Here is a 16,887-nt window from a genome sequence, read left to right on the forward strand (position 1 = left end):
TTGGATCTCTCGTGAGTCGAATAGGCGTTGGGAGTCAGGCGAACAGCTTCGCCAGGGTCAGCAGCTTGCTCAGCGTCAGATCGGGACTGCGGCGCAGGTTGCGAAACAGCGCCGCGAGGCTCGACGGCGTGAACCGGGGCTTCGTGAAGCTGCGCGGCATCGTCGGGCCCCACTGCGCCATCGCTTCGCGGCTCACCGGGTGCACGCCCGTCGGCTCGTCAGCCGTGAACAAGTCGCCGTCGCAATAGTGTTCATGCTTGTCGCCCCAAAGGTCCTGCCAGTAGTCGAAGATCTGGCTGCCGAGAATGTGTCGGCCGATGCCCCACGCGTGCGTCCACCCGCTGTCGCGGAGCAGGCGCTGGCCCATGCCGACGGCATCGGCGTCGACCAGTTCGTACGCGCTATGGCTATAAGTCGGCACGAACCCCTGGGCGAGCGCGAGCGTATGGTGATCGGCCGGCTTGTCGCCCAGATCGAGCCGCATGAATGCAACCGCCGGGGAGCCGTCCGGCAGCACCTGGACATCGCTGGGGATGAACCCGAAATGCTGCGTGTACCACGCGCAGGTTGCCTGGAAGTCGGCAAGCTCGAGCACGACGTGCCCGAGCCGAATGACTTCAGGGGTGCTCGCCGGCGGCCGCTGCGTCGCGTTGATTCGCACGGGCGTATCGACCGAGTTGAACGGGAGCGCCGTGCGATGCGGCAGCGTGTCGGCCCGTGCCTGGCCCGCAATCGCGTCCACCCGAAAACCTGACGGATCGGTGAGGCGCACCCGCTGGCCGCCACCGGGCCACTCCGATGCCTCGACCTTCGACGCGCCTGGGACGCGCGCGAGCGCCTCCAGATCGGCCCGACTGTCGACCCGCAATCCGAAGCCGACGAAGCGAGCCTTCGGCGCGTGGCGAACGACATAACAGAAGTGTGCGGCGCCCGTTCCGCGCAGCAGCAATTGCGTGTCGTCCCGCCGCACCGTTCGAAGACCGAAGTCGTTGAGAAAGTGCTCGGCCCCGTGGAGGTCCGGACGATCGAAGATCAGATAGGCGAGCGCCGATGCCTTCGTCGTGGGGTGGGGGTGTCGAGCCGGCTGTGTGGTGGTCAGTTTCATGGCGGATGGCAGTCAGGCAGGTCGAACGGCAGTCGCGAAGGCGGGCGCCGTCGCATCGAGGGGTTGTCCGCGCAACGGCAGGCAGGCAATCGCACCGTCGCACGAGACGTCTGGCCGGCGCATGAATGTCGCGAGGGCGATCGTCGATTTCGCGGGTGGGCGATGCGCGTCGTCGCGGTTACCGTGACTGGCCGGCACGTGGCCCGTTGCCGCGCCGACTGGCCCGAATTCTTCGATCAGTCCATCGTGCGTCGCCGGCAACCCGCCCACCGGCGAGGAGAGCGAATTGATGCGGATGGACGCGCTGGCGCCCGTGTGCAGATGTGTCTCCACCGTTTCTCCATTCGTTTGTCGATCGGTTCTCGGGGCCTCGTTCAGCCGCCTTTTGTGACATTAAAGTCATGAATGATAACTTTGTCAACGTAGACATTTGAATCTATACTTGGGCGCACGAACAAGGATCGGAAACGTCATGCCGAATACACCGAATCGCCGGACACCGAAGCGCTCCGCTCCGGAAGCAGCCAATCCCGCGGTCGCGGTCGCCGAAGAGCGCGAGCCCCGCGGCGCGCGCCGCAAGCGCGAGACCCGTGCCCGCCTGCTGGACGCCGCGCTCAGGCTGATGGCGCAAAAGGGCATGGAAGGCGTCGCCATCAACGAAATCACCGAGGCCGCCGACGTCGGCTTCGGCTCGTTCTACAACCACTTCGAATCGAAGGAAGCGATCTACGCGACCCTCGTGGAATCGGTATTCGAGGAGTTCGCGGATTCGCTCGATCGCGTGGCCAGCGGCTTGTCCGACCCGGCGGAAATCGTTTCCGTGTCGGTGCGGCATACGCTGATTCGCGCGCGGCGCGAGCCGGTGTGGGGACACTTCCTGATACGCGAGGGTTTTTCGGCGCGGGTCCTGACGCTCGGCCTGGGCCAGCGCCTGCTGCGGGACATCGAGCGCGGCATCGCCGAGAAACGCTTCGCGGTCGCCGACCCGTTCATCGGCTTCCTTTCGGTTGGCGGTACGGTGCTGACCGCAATTGCGGCCGAGCTCAACTTCGTCGCGCCGGGGGCGCCGGCGGCCGATGTGCTGAAGGAGCTCGGCTTCAGCGGAGAGCATTTCCCGGAGCGCACGGCGGCAACGCTGCTGCATACGCTGGGGCTCAAGCGCGCGGAAGCCGAGAAGATCGCAAGCCGGCCGCTGCCGGTCGTGGAAGCGGCCGAGACGGCGCAGTGACGCAGCGCCGTAGCCCGCCTGCCAGACCCGGGTGGGTCAGTTGCGGATGAACGGCAACACGGCAGCTTGGGCCGCGATGTGCCGGATGTGGGCGAATCCCGGCCGGGTGGCCCTTTCTTACGCTACGCTGGATCGTCGCGCCGGGCATCCCGCGCGCCGGCGCTGAGCAGCGCGATGCCGAGCGCGGCCGGCCAACCGGTCGCGGACGGCGTTCGACGCTCGGCGCCCGCCGCGCCGCTTGCCGTCTCCGGTAGCGCAGCCGGTTCGGTGTGCAGGCAGTCGACGATGTGCCGAAACGCGGCATCGCGCAGCGCGTACAGATGAACCTCGACCCACAGCGGGAAACATTCCCAGCCGGCGGCAATGTCCGCGTAGTCGGCCGCGCTGCAGGCGCCGCCGCTCTCCGGCGCCGCCTGCCGAACTTTCGTGATCAGTCGATCATGGTCGCGGTGAAGGATCTCGATCAACAGCTCGCGCTTGTGTTCGAAGTGCGCATAGAACGCGCCGCGCGTGTACCCGGCGCCCTCGGCGATATGTTCGATGCTCGTATCGGCAAAGCCTTTCGCGATGAATAGCGCGCGAGCGGTGGCAATGAGCCGTTCGCGGGTGTCGAGCCTGCGTTGCTCGCGCGTGAGTCGGGCGGGTTTCATCCTGGGTTGTCCAAGCAGGCGGAAATGATTGAAGCGGCGCAACACCGTGCCGCGCGAAACGCGGGATCGATGCGGGGGAACGGCGCAGCGCCGATACGCTTTTCGTCGGGATGATTTCGCCTGACGATGTCGCTAGATCGTGCAGGGCACGGCGCGATGCCGATCGCCCAACCCAACCCGACCGCGCGCGTTTTCGCGGCCCGATTCAATCGTCGAGCGGATCCGGCGCGCCGCGCTCGGCGGCGACTGGCGCGATCCGTCGGTCGAGTGTTCCCGCGCGGCATCCGGCGGGCGGCGGCGCGTGCGTGGCCGCCGCGCGAATGCCCGCGGCGATGCCGAGCGCGAGCGTGTCGAGCGCATGGCGATGCGCGTCGACGAGCGCGTCGTAGCCCGCCGACGCACCGGCCCGAACGATGCTGCGGCACGTCAGCGCCGGCTGTCCGGAGCCTGGGTCCACAGTCCATGTCGCATCGAGCAGCACGTGCGACGCCGGCCACGATTCGACACGCTGGACGTCCACGGCGACCCGATAGACCGGCGTGCCATCCGGATGGGCGACGCGGTGAACGTCGATCGTGTTCAGCCGGGACGTGACGCGCGTCGACAGTCCGCCGCGCATCTCGTCGCCGAGCGGCGACACCCAGCGCTCCTGTTCAAGAATGTCGACCCGTTCGGGGCCGCGCTGCACCGCGAGCCGGTTGCCGTCCGCTGGCGCTGCGACGTGCACGCTCTGCATGTCGATCAGCCATACGGGACGCGAGGCGCCGGTTTCGCCGCCCGCGCCATCCGCCATCCCGAGCGTATGGAATCGTACGGGCGGCGATGCACAGGCGCTGAGCACGGCCAGCGCGACGCACGTTGCGATGCGGATCGGCATCCGGATCGTGCGAAACGAATGCGGCGTCATTTCGGTTCTCCTTTCTTGCCGAAGAGCAGTGCTTCCGGATGCCGCTCGAGATAGTCGGCCAGCGTATTGAGCGACTGGAGCGTATGCGTGAGCGATTGCATCGCGTCATGGACGTCCGATTGCATCGGCGAATCCTGTCGCAGCGTCGCCTGCGCGGCGTCGAACGTGCGTTGCGCCGCCGCCAGCGTGTCGCGCGCCTGCGGCACGACCTGCTCGTCGAGGTGTCCGAACAGCTGATTCGCATGCTCGAGCGCTCCGTTCAGACTGTTGCCGATCTGGTCGAATGGAACCTTGTCGAGCTTCCGTGCGATGTCGGCGAGCTGAACCTGCAGTTCGTCGAGCGTGTTCGGAACGGTCGGAAGCTCGACAGGCGTGCGGCGCACGTCCACGCTCGCGCGCGGCGCCTTCGGGAACATGTCGAGCGCCACGTACAACTGGCCCGTGAGCAGGCTGCCGGTGCGCAGCTGCCCGCGCAGCCCCTGCAGCACCAGGTGCTCGAGGAGGTCGTGGCCGCCGGCGGTGTCGGGGGCCGGCAGCGCGGTGTCGCTGTGCCGGCTCAGTCTCGACGGATACAGCGCCATCGTGACCTTCATGCTGAACGTGCGCGAGTGCTCGTTGTACTCGATCCCGATGTTCGTGACCTGACCGAGCGCGATGCCGCGCAAATCGACCGGCGCGCCGACCGACAACCCGCGCAGCGACTGGTCGAAGCGCATGACGACCATCAGCGGCGTGCCGTCGGGGTCGCGCATCGCGTCGGCTTCGTCCGGCGCGAGCCGGAACGACGCGTTGTCGGCCGCCGGCGGTGCATCGGCTTGCTCGGGCGGCGACTGAAACGCGAGGCCGCCGACGACCACCGTCGCGAGCGACTGCGTGTTCAGCTTCAGGCCGTTCGAATCGAGCCGCAGATCCACGCCGCTTGCGTGCCACCAGCGCGTGTTGGTGCCGACGTATTTGTCGTACGGCGCCTTGACGAACGCTTGCACGTCGACGCCCGTGCCATCCTTGTCGAGCGAGAAGCCGACCACCTGGCCGACCTGCAGGTGCCGGTAGAACACCGGCGAGCCGATGTCGATCGAGCCGAGCGAATCGCCGTGCAGCAGGTAGCGGCGGCCCTGCTGGTCCGCGGTGACGGCGGGCGGCGTCTCGAGGCCGGCGAAGTCGGTCTGCTCATGCGGCGAGCGGCCCAGGTCCGCGCCGATGTATGCGCCGGAGAGCAGCGTGCCGAGCCCGGAGATTCCGGTGGCGCCGACACGCGGCCGAACGACCCAGAATCGCGTATCGCGGTTCGCGAACCGCGCGGCTTCCTTGGTGAGCTGGATGCGCACGACTACGCGCTTGAAGTCGGGCGTGAGCGTGATGGCCTGCACCGAGCCGATATCGACGTCCTTGTAACGGACCTTGGTCTTTCCGGCTTCGAGGCCTTCCGCGTTCGCGAACGTGACGGTGATCGTCGGGCCGGTCGCGGCGATGCTGCGGTACACGAGCGACAGCCCGATCAGCGCGCACACGAGCGGAACGATCCAGACGAGGGACGGGATCCAGCGGCTGCGCGGCCGGATCTCGGGTTCAGGCAAATCGAGGGAGAGCATCTTGTGAATAGTCGTAGAGTTGCGACGGGCTTGCGCTCGTTCAGGATCGAGGGCGGGCGGCGGAGCGCTGCGCGCCGTCCCAGATGAGTCGCGGATCGAACTGCATCGACGCGCACATGGTGAGTACGACCACGGCGCCGAACGCCAGCGCGCCGGGGCCGGGCGTGATCTCGGCGAACGACCCGAAGTGCACGAGCGCGATCGTCAGCGCGACGACGAACACGTCGAGCATCGACCAGCGGCCCACCCGCTCCACCAGTCGATGGAGCCGCGCGCGTTCCAACGGGCGCCATTGCGTGCCGCGATGCGCGGCAATGGCCTGCAACGCGAGAATCGCGAGCTTGAGCATCGGTACGAGCACGCTCGCGACGAACACGACGACGGCGAGCGGCCAGTCGCCGGACGTCCAGAAGTACGCGACGCCCGCGAGAATGGTGTCGTCCTCGGCGCGGCCGAGCGAGGTCGCGTGCATGATGGGCAGCAGGTTCGCCGGAATGTAAAGAAGCGCGGCCGCGATCACGAGCGCGCCCGTGCGTGCGGCGCTGCGCGGGCGGCGTTCGTGCAGCGTCGATCCGCAGCGCGTGCAGCGCTCGCCGGCGGCCTGCTGCACGCGTCCGCACGTATGACATGCGAGCAGCCCCGCGGCGCGCGCTGTGACGCTTGCCGGCCGGTGGCGCCCGGTCGCGCTGGTAACGTCCATTGCGTCCATTGCGTCCATTGCGTCCGCTGTGTCGGGCGCCACCGGTGCAGCGCATCGCGGCGCGTGCCGCCGGCGCGACACCGCGGCGGGCGCACCGCCGCCGCGCAGCGCGATGATTTCGTCGCGCGCTTCCCACAGGCCGCCCGGGTCGAACGACGCGAGAAAGCCGAGCATCACGGTGAGGGCGCCGAACGCAAACAGCGCGGGGCCCGGTATCACGTGTGCGACGCTCGTCATCTTGACGATCGTGACCAAGATGCCGAGCAGGAACACTTCGACCATGCTCCACGGCCGCAGCCGCTGCATGTTGCGCAGGACCGGCTCGAAGCAGGGCGGTACGCGGCCCGCGCGCAACGGCACGAGCACGTACAGCCACGCGGCGAGTTCCAGCAGCGGGAACAACATCGTCGTGCAGAACACGATCGCCGCCACGACCGGTTGCCCGTGCAAGCGCAACGCGGCCACCGCGTCGGCCAGCGTCGCGTGCGATGCGATGCCGGCTGCGTCGAGCGCGACGATGGGAAAGGCCTGCGCGATGAAGAGCGTGAACAGCGCGGCGAGCGCGAACGCGCACCGCCGGTCCAGCGCCGGCCGGCCGTGCGCGCTGCCGCCCACGCGGGCACGGCACCTCGGGCAGTGTGCAGCCAGCGCGCGCAGGCGCGGCGGCCGCCAAAACAGCAGGTCGCATTCATGGCAGGCGACCAGGTTTTCGGGTTTCATCGGGAATCGATCATGCGGGGTAAAGGAGTACCCGGCGCCGCGGTACTCGCGGTAGTCGCGGTGCGCCGGGCGTCGAGGTCCGGGTCGGCGCCGGCCGAACGGCGCGCGCGGCCAACCCGTCGACGCAAGCAGCCGTTATTGCCGGGCCGCGACTGCCGTGCGGGCGTCGGGCGGCAACTCGCCCATCGCCTGCAGGAGCGCCGCCGTATCCGTCATTCGCCGGCTCGCGGCACGGACCGCGTCGAGTTCCGCGGTCAGATATTGCCGCTCGCTCGCCTGCTGCGCGGACACCGGAACGGCGCCCAGTGTGCGGCGCTGCACCGTTTCGTCGAAGGCCGCGCCCGCCGCCCGGGCCGCGATTTCGTTCGCGGCCAGCGTCTGCGCGTCGTTGTCGAGCGCGGCGAGCGAATCCGCGACGTCACCGAACGCGGACAGCACCGCCGACTTGTACTGAAGCACCGCCGCGTCGTACGAATCGAGCGTCGCACGCCGGTGGGCCAGCAGCGCGCCGCCATGGAAGAGCGGCTGCGACAGGCCTGCGCCGACTGCCCACAGCCCGCCCGCTCCCGACAACAGCGCCGGCCAGCTGAAGCCGCCGCGCCCCAACGTCGCCGTGAGCGACAAACTCGGGAACAACTGCGCGGTCGCTTCGCCCGCATCCGCCGCGGCGGCTTTTACCGCGGCTTCGGCCGCGCGGATGTCGGGGCGCGCCTTCAGCAGGTCGGACGGCACGACGACGGGCACGTGCTCCGGCAGCGACAGGCTGCCGAATGCGGGGATCGGCGGCACGGCGTCGGGCGTGCGGCCGAGCAGGATCGCGAGCGCGTGAACGGTGGTCGCGCGCTGCTGGCGTAGCGCCGGCAGCGTCGCGGCGAGCGATGCCGCACTCTGCGTCGACGCCAGCGCCTGCGCGTGCGAGATCGCGCCGAGCGCGTAGCGCTGCGCATCGTCGTGCGCGGACGATGCCGCGATGGTGACGAGCCGCTCGGTCAGCAGGATCTGTCGGTCGAGCGTCGCAGCGGAGAGGGCGGTGCCGACGATGTTGGCTGCCAGCGCGCGCCGCGCCGCCTCGAGCTCGCAAGCGCGCACGTCGACGCGTGCGGCGCTCGCCGCGTTCGCGTAGCGCGTGGCGCCGAACAGATCGAACGTGTAATGCGCTTGCAACTGACCGACGAACACGTTGTAGCGCAGCGTCTGCGCGCCCGTGCCGGAGATGTCCGGCGTGCGGGTGCGGGCCACCTGCGCATTTGCGTCGAGCGACGGCAGCGTCGATGCGCCGACCTGCGCGCGCAGTTCCTGCTGCGCGGCGGCGAGCGTCTTTTCGGTCGCGGCAAGCGTCGGATTCGCGTTCAGTCCTTCGTCGACCAGCGCGTCGAGCGCGCCGGAGCGATAGAGCCGCCACCATTGCGGAACCGGCGCGGCGCCGACGTCGAATTGCTGCGCGACGCCCGCCGCTTCGGCGGTCCGCGGCGGCTGCGGCGTCTCGCCGTAGTGAGCCGGCGACGGCATCGCGGGCGGCGTGCTGCTGGGGGCCATCGCGCAGCCGGACAGGCCGAGCACCGCGGTCGCGGCGAGCGCCGCAGTCATACGGGTAAGTTTCATTGACATGTCTCCGGGGACGCGACGGTCGTGGCGGTCGACTCGCGTTCGTCGCCTCGCACCTTGAAGCACGTCGCATAAAGGGCGGGCAGGAAGAAGATGGTCAGTCCCGTCGCGACCGTGATGCCGCCCATCAGCGCCGTTGCCATCGGGCCGAAGAAGCCCGAGCGCAGCAGCGGGATCAGGGCGAGCACGGCGGCGGCGGCGGTCAGCATGATCGGCCGGAAGCGCCGCACCGTCGCGCTGACGATCGCCGTGAAGCGCGGCTGTCCGGCTGCGATGTCCCGGTCGATCTGATCGACCAGGATCACGGAGTTGCGCATGATGATCCCGAACATCGCGATCACGCCGAGCAGCGCGACGAAGCCGAACGGCTTGCCGAACAGCAGCAGTGCGGCGACCACGCCGATCAGGCCGAGCGGCGCGGTCAGCACGACGATGAAGGTGCGCGAGAAGCGCTTGAGCTGAATCATCAGCAGCGTCAGCACCGCGATGATCATCAGCGGCATCTGTGCGTTGATGGACGTCTGGCCCTTCATGCTTTCCTCCGCCGCGCCGCCGATGTCGATCCGGTAGCCGGCGGGGAGCGTCGCGCGCAGCGTCGCCAGCGCACCGTCGATGTCGCGCGTGACGCCGATGCTCGCTGCGTCGCCGCGCACGTCGGCCTGCACGGTGATCGTCGGCTGGCGGTCGCGTTCCCAGATCACGCCGTATTCGAGCGTGTCGCGCACGTGGCCGATCGCGCCGAGCGGCACCGGGCCGTGCGGCGTCGGAATCGCGATGCCGGCGAGTTTCGACGGGTCGACGCGCTCGCTCTTCGGCGCGCGCAGGTCGACGTTGATCAGCTTGTCGCGCTCGCGATATTGCGTGACCGTGTAGCCGGACAGCGTCATCGCGAGGAAGCTCGACACGTCTTCCGACGTCACGCCGAGCTGGCGCGCCTTGAGCTGCTCGATTTCGAACGACACCGAGCGCTCGGCCGGCTCGTCCCAGTCGAACTGCACGTTGCGCGTGCGCGGGTCGGCGCGCACCTTGTCCGCCACCTTCTCGGCGATGGCGCGCGCGGTTGCGATGTCGTCGCCGCTCACGCGGAACTTGATCGGGAAGCCGACCGGCGGCCCGTTTTCAAGCCGCGCCACACGCGTGCGCACGGTCGGGAAACGGGTGGCGAGCGTCGACTCGAGCCAGTGCGACAGCCGGTCGCGCGCGTCGACGTCCTTTGCCGTGATGACGAACTGTGCGAAGTTCGGCTGCTGAAGCTGTTGATCGAGCGGCAGATAGAAGCGCGGCGCACCGGTGCCGACGAAGTCGACGACATGATCGATTTCGGGGCGGCCGGCGAGCGTCTTCTCGAGCCGCGTGGCCTCGCGCAGCGTCGCGTCGAACGACGCGCCTTCCGGCAAGCGCAAGTCGACCAGCAGTTCGGGGCGCTCCGAGTTCGGGAAGAACTGCTGCGGCACGCGCGTGAAGGCGGCCATCGCGATCGCGAACAGCACCGCGGTCACGCCGAGCACGACCCAGCGGCGCTCGATGCATACCGTGATCCAGCCGGACAGACGCCGGTAGAAACCCGTGTCGTACACGTCCTGCCCGTGCGCATGCCCGTCGTGATGCTTGTGCTCGGGCAGCATGTGGTAGCCGAGCAGCGGCACCAGCACGACGGCTGCGAACCACGACACGATCAGTGAAATGGCTGACACCTCGAAGATCGAGCGCGTGTATTCGCCGGTGCTCGACTTCGCGAGCGCGATCGGCAGGAAGCCCGATACCGTCACGAGCGTACCCGTGAGCATGGGGAACGCCGTGCTCGTGTAGGCGAACGCCGCCGCACGCGTTCGCGTCCAGCCTTGCTCGAGCTTCACCGCCATCATTTCGACGGCGATGATCGCGTCGTCCACCAGCAGCCCGAGCGCGAGCACCAGCGTGCCCAACGACACCTTGTCGAGCCCGATGCCGAACAGGTGCATGCACAGCGCGGTGACGGCCAGCACGATCGGAATCGTGATGACGACCACCATCCCGGTGCGCAAGCCCAGCGACACGAGGCTGACCACGAGCACGATGGCGACGGCTTCGCCCACCGCCTCGACGAAGTCGTCCACCGAGTGCTTGACCGCGTGCGGCATGCTCGACACCGCGCTCAGCTTCACGCCGGCCGGCAGGCCTGCCTGGAGTTCGGCGGTCCTGGCGTCGAGCGCCTTGCCGAGATCGATCACATCGCCGCCCTTTTGCATCGTCACGCCGATCCCGAGCACGGCGTGGCCGTTCGTCCGCATCTGCGTGACGGGCGGATCGTCGTAGCCGCGCGTGATCTTTGCGACGTCGCCGAGCCGGAACGTGCGGCCGTTCACGGTGATCGGCATGTCCGCGAGCGCCTGCATGTCCTTGAACGCGCCGGTGGGACGCACGAACACGCGATCGTTCGTCGTCGTGATCGTGCCGACCGGCGCGACGGCATTCTGCGCGTCGATCGCCTGCGCGAGTTGTTGCGGCGTGATCGCGAGCCGGGTCAGCTGCGCGTTCGAGATCTCGACGAACACGTGCTGATCGGGGTCGCCGAAGTAGTCGACCTTTGCGACGCCGGGCACGCGCAGCAGCACCGCGCGCAGCTTGTCCGCGTAATCGTGCAGTTGCGCCGGCGAGTAGCCGTCGCCTTCGAGCGCGTAAATATTCGTATAGACGTCGCCGAATTCGTCGTTGAAGAACGGGCCGACCGTGCCCTTCGGCAACGTCGCGCGGATGTCGCCGACCTTCTTGCGCACCTGATACCAGGTTTCCGGCACCTGATTGACGGGCGCCGAATCCTTCATCGCGAAGAAGATCATCGACTCGCCGGGGCGAGAGTAGCTCTTGATGTTGTCGACGTTGGGCGCAGCCTGAAGCTGGCGGCCGATCCGGTCGGTGACCTGCTCCTGGACTTCGCGGGCGGTGGCGCCAGGCCAGTAGGTCTGGATCACCATCGTGCGGAACGTGAAGGGCGGATCCTCGGACTGCGCGAGGCGCGTATAGCCGATCACGCCGAAGATCGTCGCAAGGCCGATCAGGAAGATCACCAGTTGCTGATGCTTGAGCGCCCATGAGGACAGATTGAAGCGACGGTCGTCGGCCGGGCCGGAGTCGGTTCGCGCGTCGTCCGGCAGATGCTGATGTTCGGGCGCGTTCATGACGGGAAGTCCTCCGGATGCAGCGGCGGCACGACGCGCACGCGTTCGCCGGCGGTGACGGTATGAACCCCTTGCATCACGACGCGCTCGTCGCTCGCGAGCCCCGACGTGATGGACACCGTACGTTCGTCGTAGCGTCCGATCGACACCGGGCGCAGTTCCAGCGTGTCGCTGCCCTTGCGGACGACCCAGACCGCCGGCGTTTCGCCGCGGTGAAAGAGTGCGGTGGCCGGCAGCGTGATCGTATGGTCCGCGGCGGCGTCGGCGCTGCCGTCGAACGCGACGCTGGCCGTCATCCCGGAGCGCACGTCCGCGCTCGGCGCGATCAGCGTCAGTTTTACCCGCCACGTGCGGCTTTGCGGATCCGCGGCGGCCGCGACCTCGCGCACGCGCGCATCGAACACTTTGCCCGGCAGCGCCGTCAGGCTGACGCGCGCGCCGCGGCCGATCGCGAGATCGCGCAGGTCGCGCTCCGAGGCGTCGCATACGATGTCGAGCTCGCCGCTCCAGTCCAGATGAAACACCGCCTGCCCGGCCTCGACGTTCTGCCCGGTATCGGCATCCTCGGACGTCACGACGCCGTCGTGATCCGCGACGAGCGTCGCGTAGCGCAGGTGATCACCGGCGAGCGCCATCTGCGCGAGCGCGGCATCGCGCTGCGCGACCGCCGACGTATACGCATCCTGCGTTGTCTCGAGCTGCGCGGGGGCGATCAGCGCGGCCTGTGCCTGCGCGCGGTCGCGCTCCAGTTGCTGCTTTGCGTAGACGACCCGATGCTCGGCGGCGTCGAGCTGCGCGCGGGCATTGAGCAGCGTGTTGTGCAGATCGGCGGGATCCAGGGCCGCGAGCGTCTGTCCGGCCTTGACGGTGTCGCCGATGCGCACGCGCCGCTCGACGATCTTGCCGCCGACCCGGAACGACAGCGCCGTCGAATAGCGCGCCTGGACCTGCGCCGGCAGCACGCGCTGCGATGCGCCGCTGTCTGCGTGAGCCGGCAGCGCGACCACCGACCGCGGTTCGGGCGCGGGGGCCTCATGCGAATGACAAGCCGTCAGAAGAATTGCACAGCATGCGAGCGCGATCGGCGCCCGCTGAACCGGCGGCGCGATGCGTGTCAGGAGCCGGCGCATCGAAGTGCGCGCATCAAGACTTGGTGATTTCACGATGTTTCCAAGACGAGTGAGGGGCCAACTAAAAAATCCGGCGACCTCGGTGGGCCGGCCGACTGGGGCGGGGCGCGATCCGGCTTCGCTGCCGACGGCGCATCCACTGTTAAATCAGTACTCCGATATTTGCGTGGCAGCGTCCGATGCCGGCACGCCAGGTCACGCTGCCTGCGCCCGCAGCACGCAGCGGCGGGCTGGCTACCGCACGGGCATCCAATGCCCGTGCTGGCGGTTACCGCACGCCGAGGACCCTTCCGGCAGACACGCTCGGCGCAGCGATTTCCGAGATTAGACTCATAACTGATAATGTTGTCAAGTATGAGCCAATAATCTAAGATTGCGGAATGCAGAAATTTTCCAAAGGGGGAGACGCTGTCATGGATCCAACGTCCGAGCCGCCGCGGCCGATCGGGGCCGCCGTCGCGACCGAGCACCGGGTTCCGCGAGGCGCGCGGCGCAAGCAGGCGACGCGCATGCGTCTGCTGCGGGCGGCGTTCATGCTGATGGCGGAAAAGGGGATGGACAACGTGGCGATCAGCGAGATCACCGAGGCGGCCGATGTCGGGTTCGGCTCGTTCTACAACCACTTCGCATCGAAAGACGAACTCTTTGCCGCGTTGATCGAGTGGGTGTTCGACGATTTCGCGGATCGGCTCGAGCGCCTGACCGACGGCTTGTCAGATCCGGCGGAGGTCGTATCGGTCTGCGTGCGCCATACGCTGATGCAAGCGCATCGGGAGTGGACGTGGGGTCGGTTCCTGATGCGCGAGGGATTTTCGGTGCGCGCGCTCGACCGCGGGCTTGGGCAGCGCTTGCGGCGGGACAGCGCGCGCGGGATCGCGGCGCGCCGCTTCGTCGTCCGCGATCCGTTCGTCAGCGTTCTGGCGTTGACGGGGACGATTCTCGCGGCAATCGCCGCGCAGCTTCACATCGCCAGGACGGTCGAGGGTGGGGCGCGGCGACGGGTGGCCGGCGTCGGCGCTTTCCCGGAACGGACCGCCGCGATCGTGCTGCAGACGCTTGGCATTGCGCCCGCCGAGGCGCACGCCATCGCGAATCGCCCGCTACCGCCGGGCGATTTCTCTGTAACGGGTGGCGATTGAGGGGGCGGCGATCGTCGTCGACCACCTTCCAGGCGGCCATCGCCCCCGGTGTCACTTGGACTTGGCGGCGCTGTCGTGACCATGATTGCGACCCGGTTCGCGCGCTGTCGCCGACGGGCTCAGTGTCGCGAGAATCTTGTCGCGGCATACCGTCAGAATTTCGTCGGCCAGTGGAGAATCATCCGGGCATGCGCGCGACAACACAATCGCGCCGACCGCATGCGCCATGATGTCGAGGCAGTCGGCTCGGGCCTCCGCCGAGTCTGCGCCGTCTGACGAATCTCGCTCCTGGACTAACGCCGCCAGCAGTCTTTCGATGCCGTCCGCGAAGGTGGCGCGGACCGCTTCGGGTTGACGCGCGGCATCCCCGCCCAGCGCAGCCATCGTGCAGCCGGTTGCGCGCGAGTCGCGGTGCTCGCGCGCCAGATACAGTCGCACGAATTCCGATGCGTCCACCCCAGCCGACAGCGCAACCGTCTGCGCCATGCCGCAGGCCGCCGATTCCGCGATCAGATCGGCCTTTGAGCGGAAGTGCTTGTAGAAGCCGCCGTGGGTGAACCCCGCTGCACCCATCAGATCCGCCACTCCGACCCCATCAAAACCGCGCTCCCTGAACAGCGCCGACGCTGTTTCAACAACGTGGGCCCGGTTGGCCTGGGCCTGTGCCTTGGTGACTTTCACTTTTCCTCTCCGTGGGCGCGTTCCTGTCTGATGGCCCGACTATACATTGATATTGGTCGTCATCAAAGTATTGACAGGTTAGATTATGATCGTCATCATTGAGCCATTCCCACCACCCGACGCTGGAACGACATGTCAGAGAAAACGCTTTTCGAGCCGTACGCCCTCGGTGCACTGACGCTCACCAATCGCATCGTCATGGCACCGCTGACCCGCAACCGTGCCGGCGCCGGGCTGGTGCCCAGCGAGCTTGCCGCGACCTACTACGCCCAGCGCGCGTCGGCCGGCCTGATCATCACCGAGGCCACTCAGGTTTCGGCCCAGGCGCAGGGCTATCAGGACACGCCCGGCCTGTACACGCCCGAGCAGATCGCTGGCTGGCGTAAGGTCACGGACGCCGTACATGCGAAGGGCGGACGCATCTTCGTGCAGCTCTGGCATGTGGGCCGCGTGTCGCACACTGACCTGCAACCTGGCGGTACGGCGCCGGTCGCGCCTTCCGCCATCCGCGCCGAGACGAAAACCTTCGTCAACAATGGATTCGCCGACGTGTCCGAGCCGCGCGCGCTGGAACTCGCCGAGCTGCCGGGCATCGTGAACGACTTTCGGCAGGCTGCGGCCAACGCTATTGCCGCCGGTTTCGACGGCGTGGAAATTCACGGCGCGAACGGATATCTGCTCGAGCAGTTCATCAAGGACGGCGCCAACCAGCGGACCGACGACTACGGCGGCTCGATCGAGAACCGTGCGCGGCTGCTGCTGGAAGTGGTCGCCGCGGTGGTCAAGGAAATCGGCGCAGAGCGCACCGGCGTGCGCATCTCGCCCGTTTCGCCGGCCAACGGCATTTCGTGCAGCGCTCCGCAACCGCAGTACGACTACATCGCCGAACAGCTCAGCGCGCAGGGCATCGTCTATCTGCACGTGGTCGAAGGCGCGACTGGCGGCCCACGCGATGTGGCGGCATTCGACTACGACGCGCTGCGCCGCCGTTTCAAGCAGACCTATCTGGCCAACAACGGCTACGACGTGGAATTCGCCACCACTCAACTCGTTGAGGGCAGGGCCGACTTGTTCGCGTTCGGCCGTCCGTTTATCAGCAACCCGGACCTGGTCGAACGCCTGAAGCACGGCGCACCCTTGACGCAACTCAACCCGGCGACGCTCTATGGTGGCGGCGCGGTGGGCTACATCGATTACCCGACGATTTCCGGCTAAGGCTCGTGCCCTCGATCGAGCCTCCGCCAGAAGAACCCTTGCAAAGGAAAGTACCCATGACCACGCTTCCGACAGTCCTCATCACCGGCGCCTCGAGCGGCATCGGCGCCACCTACGCCGAGCGCTTCGCTCGGCGTGGCCATGACCTCGTGCTGGTGGCGCGCGACAACGCGCGCCTCGATACGCTGGCCGCGCGCCTGCGCGAAGCAAGCGGCGTGGCCGTCGACGTGCTGCCGGCCGACCTGACCCGGCCGGCGGAGCTTGCCGCAGTCGAAGCGCGTCTGCGCGATGACGATCGAATAGGAATTCTGATCAACAATGCCGGCGTGGCTCAGTCGGGCGGCTTCCTGCAGCAAACCCCCGAAGGCATCGAACGCCTGATCACGCTCAACACGACGGCGCTGACGAGGCTTGCAGCCGCGGTCGCGCCACGCTTTGTGCAGTCCGGTAACGGCTCGATCGTCAACATTGGCTCGGTGGTGGGTTTCGCGCCCGAGTTCGGCATGTCGATCTACGGCGCGACCAAGGCATTCGTGCTGTTCCTGTCGCAGGGCCTGAATCTTGAGTTGTCGCCCAAGGGCGTTTACGTGCAAGCCGTCCTGCCGGCCGCGACGCGCACGGAGATCTGGGAGCGCGCCGGGGTCGACGTGAACACGCTGCCCGAGGTGATGGAAGTGGGCGAGTTGGTCGATGCGGCACTGATCGGGTTCGACCGTCGCGAACTGGTCACGATCCCGCCGCTGCACGTAGCCGGGCGATGGGATGCCCTGGAGGGCGCTCGCCAGGGACTGATGTCGGACATTCGACAAGCACACGCGGCCGAGCGCTATCAGCTTCGCGCCTGACTATTCAATTGCAGCAAACGGCGGAACGACGGATACCACGATGACCGACAACCATGTCACTACGCTACGCGCTTCGTGGATGTCAACGGTACTCGATTCGCCTGGAGAACCGCGTCCCGACGAGGGCGGGCTTGCAACATTCTGAAAGTCTGCCTTCAGCGGCGGCTGGGGAACGTTTCGCACGCGGCGTCTGCGGGCGCGCAGGTGAGCAC

General features: G+C 67.8%; 14 protein-coding genes. 4 read left to right on the forward strand and 10 right to left on the reverse strand.

All coding sequences use genetic code 11. The features are described 5' to 3' along the window. Window positions 1-34: 34 nt before the first annotated feature. Complete coding sequence (locus tag SB786_RS18995; protein WP_410728789.1) at window positions 35-1,105, reverse strand: VOC family protein; 1,071 nt, start codon at window positions 1,103-1,105, stop codon at window positions 35-37. 12 nt (window positions 1,106-1,117) lie between these two features. Further along, window positions 1,118-1,438, reverse strand: a complete 321-nt coding sequence (locus SB786_RS19000; RefSeq protein WP_410728790.1) for a hypothetical protein — start codon at window positions 1,436-1,438, stop codon at window positions 1,118-1,120. A 139-nt stretch (window positions 1,439-1,577) separates the two neighbouring features. Between SB786_RS19000 and SB786_RS19005 the strand changes: the two genes are divergently transcribed. Continuing rightward, the gene (locus tag SB786_RS19005) at window positions 1,578-2,333 is read left to right on the forward strand and encodes a TetR/AcrR family transcriptional regulator (protein ID WP_410728791.1); all 756 of its coding nucleotides are present in this window, start codon (window positions 1,578-1,580) and stop codon (window positions 2,331-2,333) included. A gap of 122 nt (window positions 2,334-2,455) precedes the next feature. On the opposite strand, the gene SB786_RS19010 is transcribed toward SB786_RS19005, so the two are convergent. The 7 genes from SB786_RS19010 to SB786_RS19040 form a co-directional block, all read right to left on the reverse strand. Next, window positions 2,456-2,983, reverse strand: coding sequence for a TetR/AcrR family transcriptional regulator (locus tag SB786_RS19010; protein WP_410728792.1), 528 nt, complete (start codon window positions 2,981-2,983; stop codon window positions 2,456-2,458). A 205-nt stretch (window positions 2,984-3,188) separates the two neighbouring features. Next, complete coding sequence (locus SB786_RS19015) at window positions 3,189-3,890, reverse strand: membrane integrity-associated transporter subunit PqiC (protein WP_410728793.1); 702 nt, start codon at window positions 3,888-3,890, stop codon at window positions 3,189-3,191. Continuing rightward, complete coding sequence (locus SB786_RS19020; protein WP_410728794.1) at window positions 3,887-5,482, reverse strand: intermembrane transport protein PqiB; 1,596 nt, start codon at window positions 5,480-5,482, stop codon at window positions 3,887-3,889. The genes SB786_RS19015 and SB786_RS19020 overlap by 4 nt, the downstream gene beginning before the upstream one ends. 40 nt (window positions 5,483-5,522) lie before the next feature. After that, complete coding sequence (locus tag SB786_RS19025; protein WP_410728795.1) at window positions 5,523-6,902, reverse strand: paraquat-inducible protein A; 1,380 nt, start codon at window positions 6,900-6,902, stop codon at window positions 5,523-5,525. 135 nt (window positions 6,903-7,037) lie between these two features. Next, a complete protein-coding gene (locus SB786_RS19030) occupies window positions 7,038-8,504 on the reverse strand; it encodes an efflux transporter outer membrane subunit (RefSeq protein ID WP_410728796.1) in 1,467 nt (488 codons plus the stop codon). Then, window positions 8,501-11,665: an efflux RND transporter permease subunit gene (locus SB786_RS19035; protein WP_410728797.1), complete on the reverse strand. Its 3,165-nt coding sequence runs from the start codon at window positions 11,663-11,665 to the stop codon at window positions 8,501-8,503. Before SB786_RS19035 ends, SB786_RS19030 begins: the two co-directional genes overlap by 4 nt. Beyond that, window positions 11,662-12,795, reverse strand: a complete 1,134-nt coding sequence (locus tag SB786_RS19040) for an efflux RND transporter periplasmic adaptor subunit (RefSeq protein WP_410728879.1) — start codon at window positions 12,793-12,795, stop codon at window positions 11,662-11,664. Before SB786_RS19040 ends, SB786_RS19035 begins: the two co-directional genes overlap by 4 nt. A 413-nt stretch (window positions 12,796-13,208) precedes the next feature. Between SB786_RS19040 and SB786_RS19045 the strand changes: the two genes are divergently transcribed. Next, window positions 13,209-13,934 carry a TetR/AcrR family transcriptional regulator gene (locus SB786_RS19045; protein ID WP_410728798.1) on the forward strand — a complete coding sequence of 242 codons (726 nt, stop codon included), beginning with the start codon at window positions 13,209-13,211 and terminating at the stop codon, window positions 13,932-13,934. Between the two features lie 51 nt (window positions 13,935-13,985). Here SB786_RS19045 and SB786_RS19050 read toward each other — a convergent pair whose 3' ends face one another. After that, window positions 13,986-14,615, reverse strand: coding sequence for a TetR/AcrR family transcriptional regulator (locus SB786_RS19050; RefSeq protein WP_410728799.1), 630 nt, complete (start codon window positions 14,613-14,615; stop codon window positions 13,986-13,988). Between the two features lie 132 nt (window positions 14,616-14,747). Here SB786_RS19050 and SB786_RS19055 point away from each other — a divergent pair, with 132 nt between their 5' ends. Both SB786_RS19055 and SB786_RS19060 read left to right on the forward strand, forming a co-directional pair. Then, entirely contained in the window at window positions 14,748-15,830 is a 1,083-nt protein-coding gene (locus SB786_RS19055; RefSeq protein WP_410728800.1) for an alkene reductase, read from the forward strand. A 56-nt stretch (window positions 15,831-15,886) separates the two neighbouring features. Next, on the forward strand, window positions 15,887-16,675 hold the full coding sequence (locus SB786_RS19060) for an SDR family NAD(P)-dependent oxidoreductase (protein ID WP_410728801.1): 789 nt from the start codon (window positions 15,887-15,889) through the stop codon (window positions 16,673-16,675). Window positions 16,676-16,887 lie beyond the last annotated feature (212 nt).

This window comes from Burkholderia sp. SIMBA_062 (genome assembly GCF_046534765.1).
GTDB classification, from domain to species: Bacteria; Pseudomonadota; Gammaproteobacteria; order Burkholderiales; family Burkholderiaceae; genus Burkholderia; species Burkholderia ambifaria.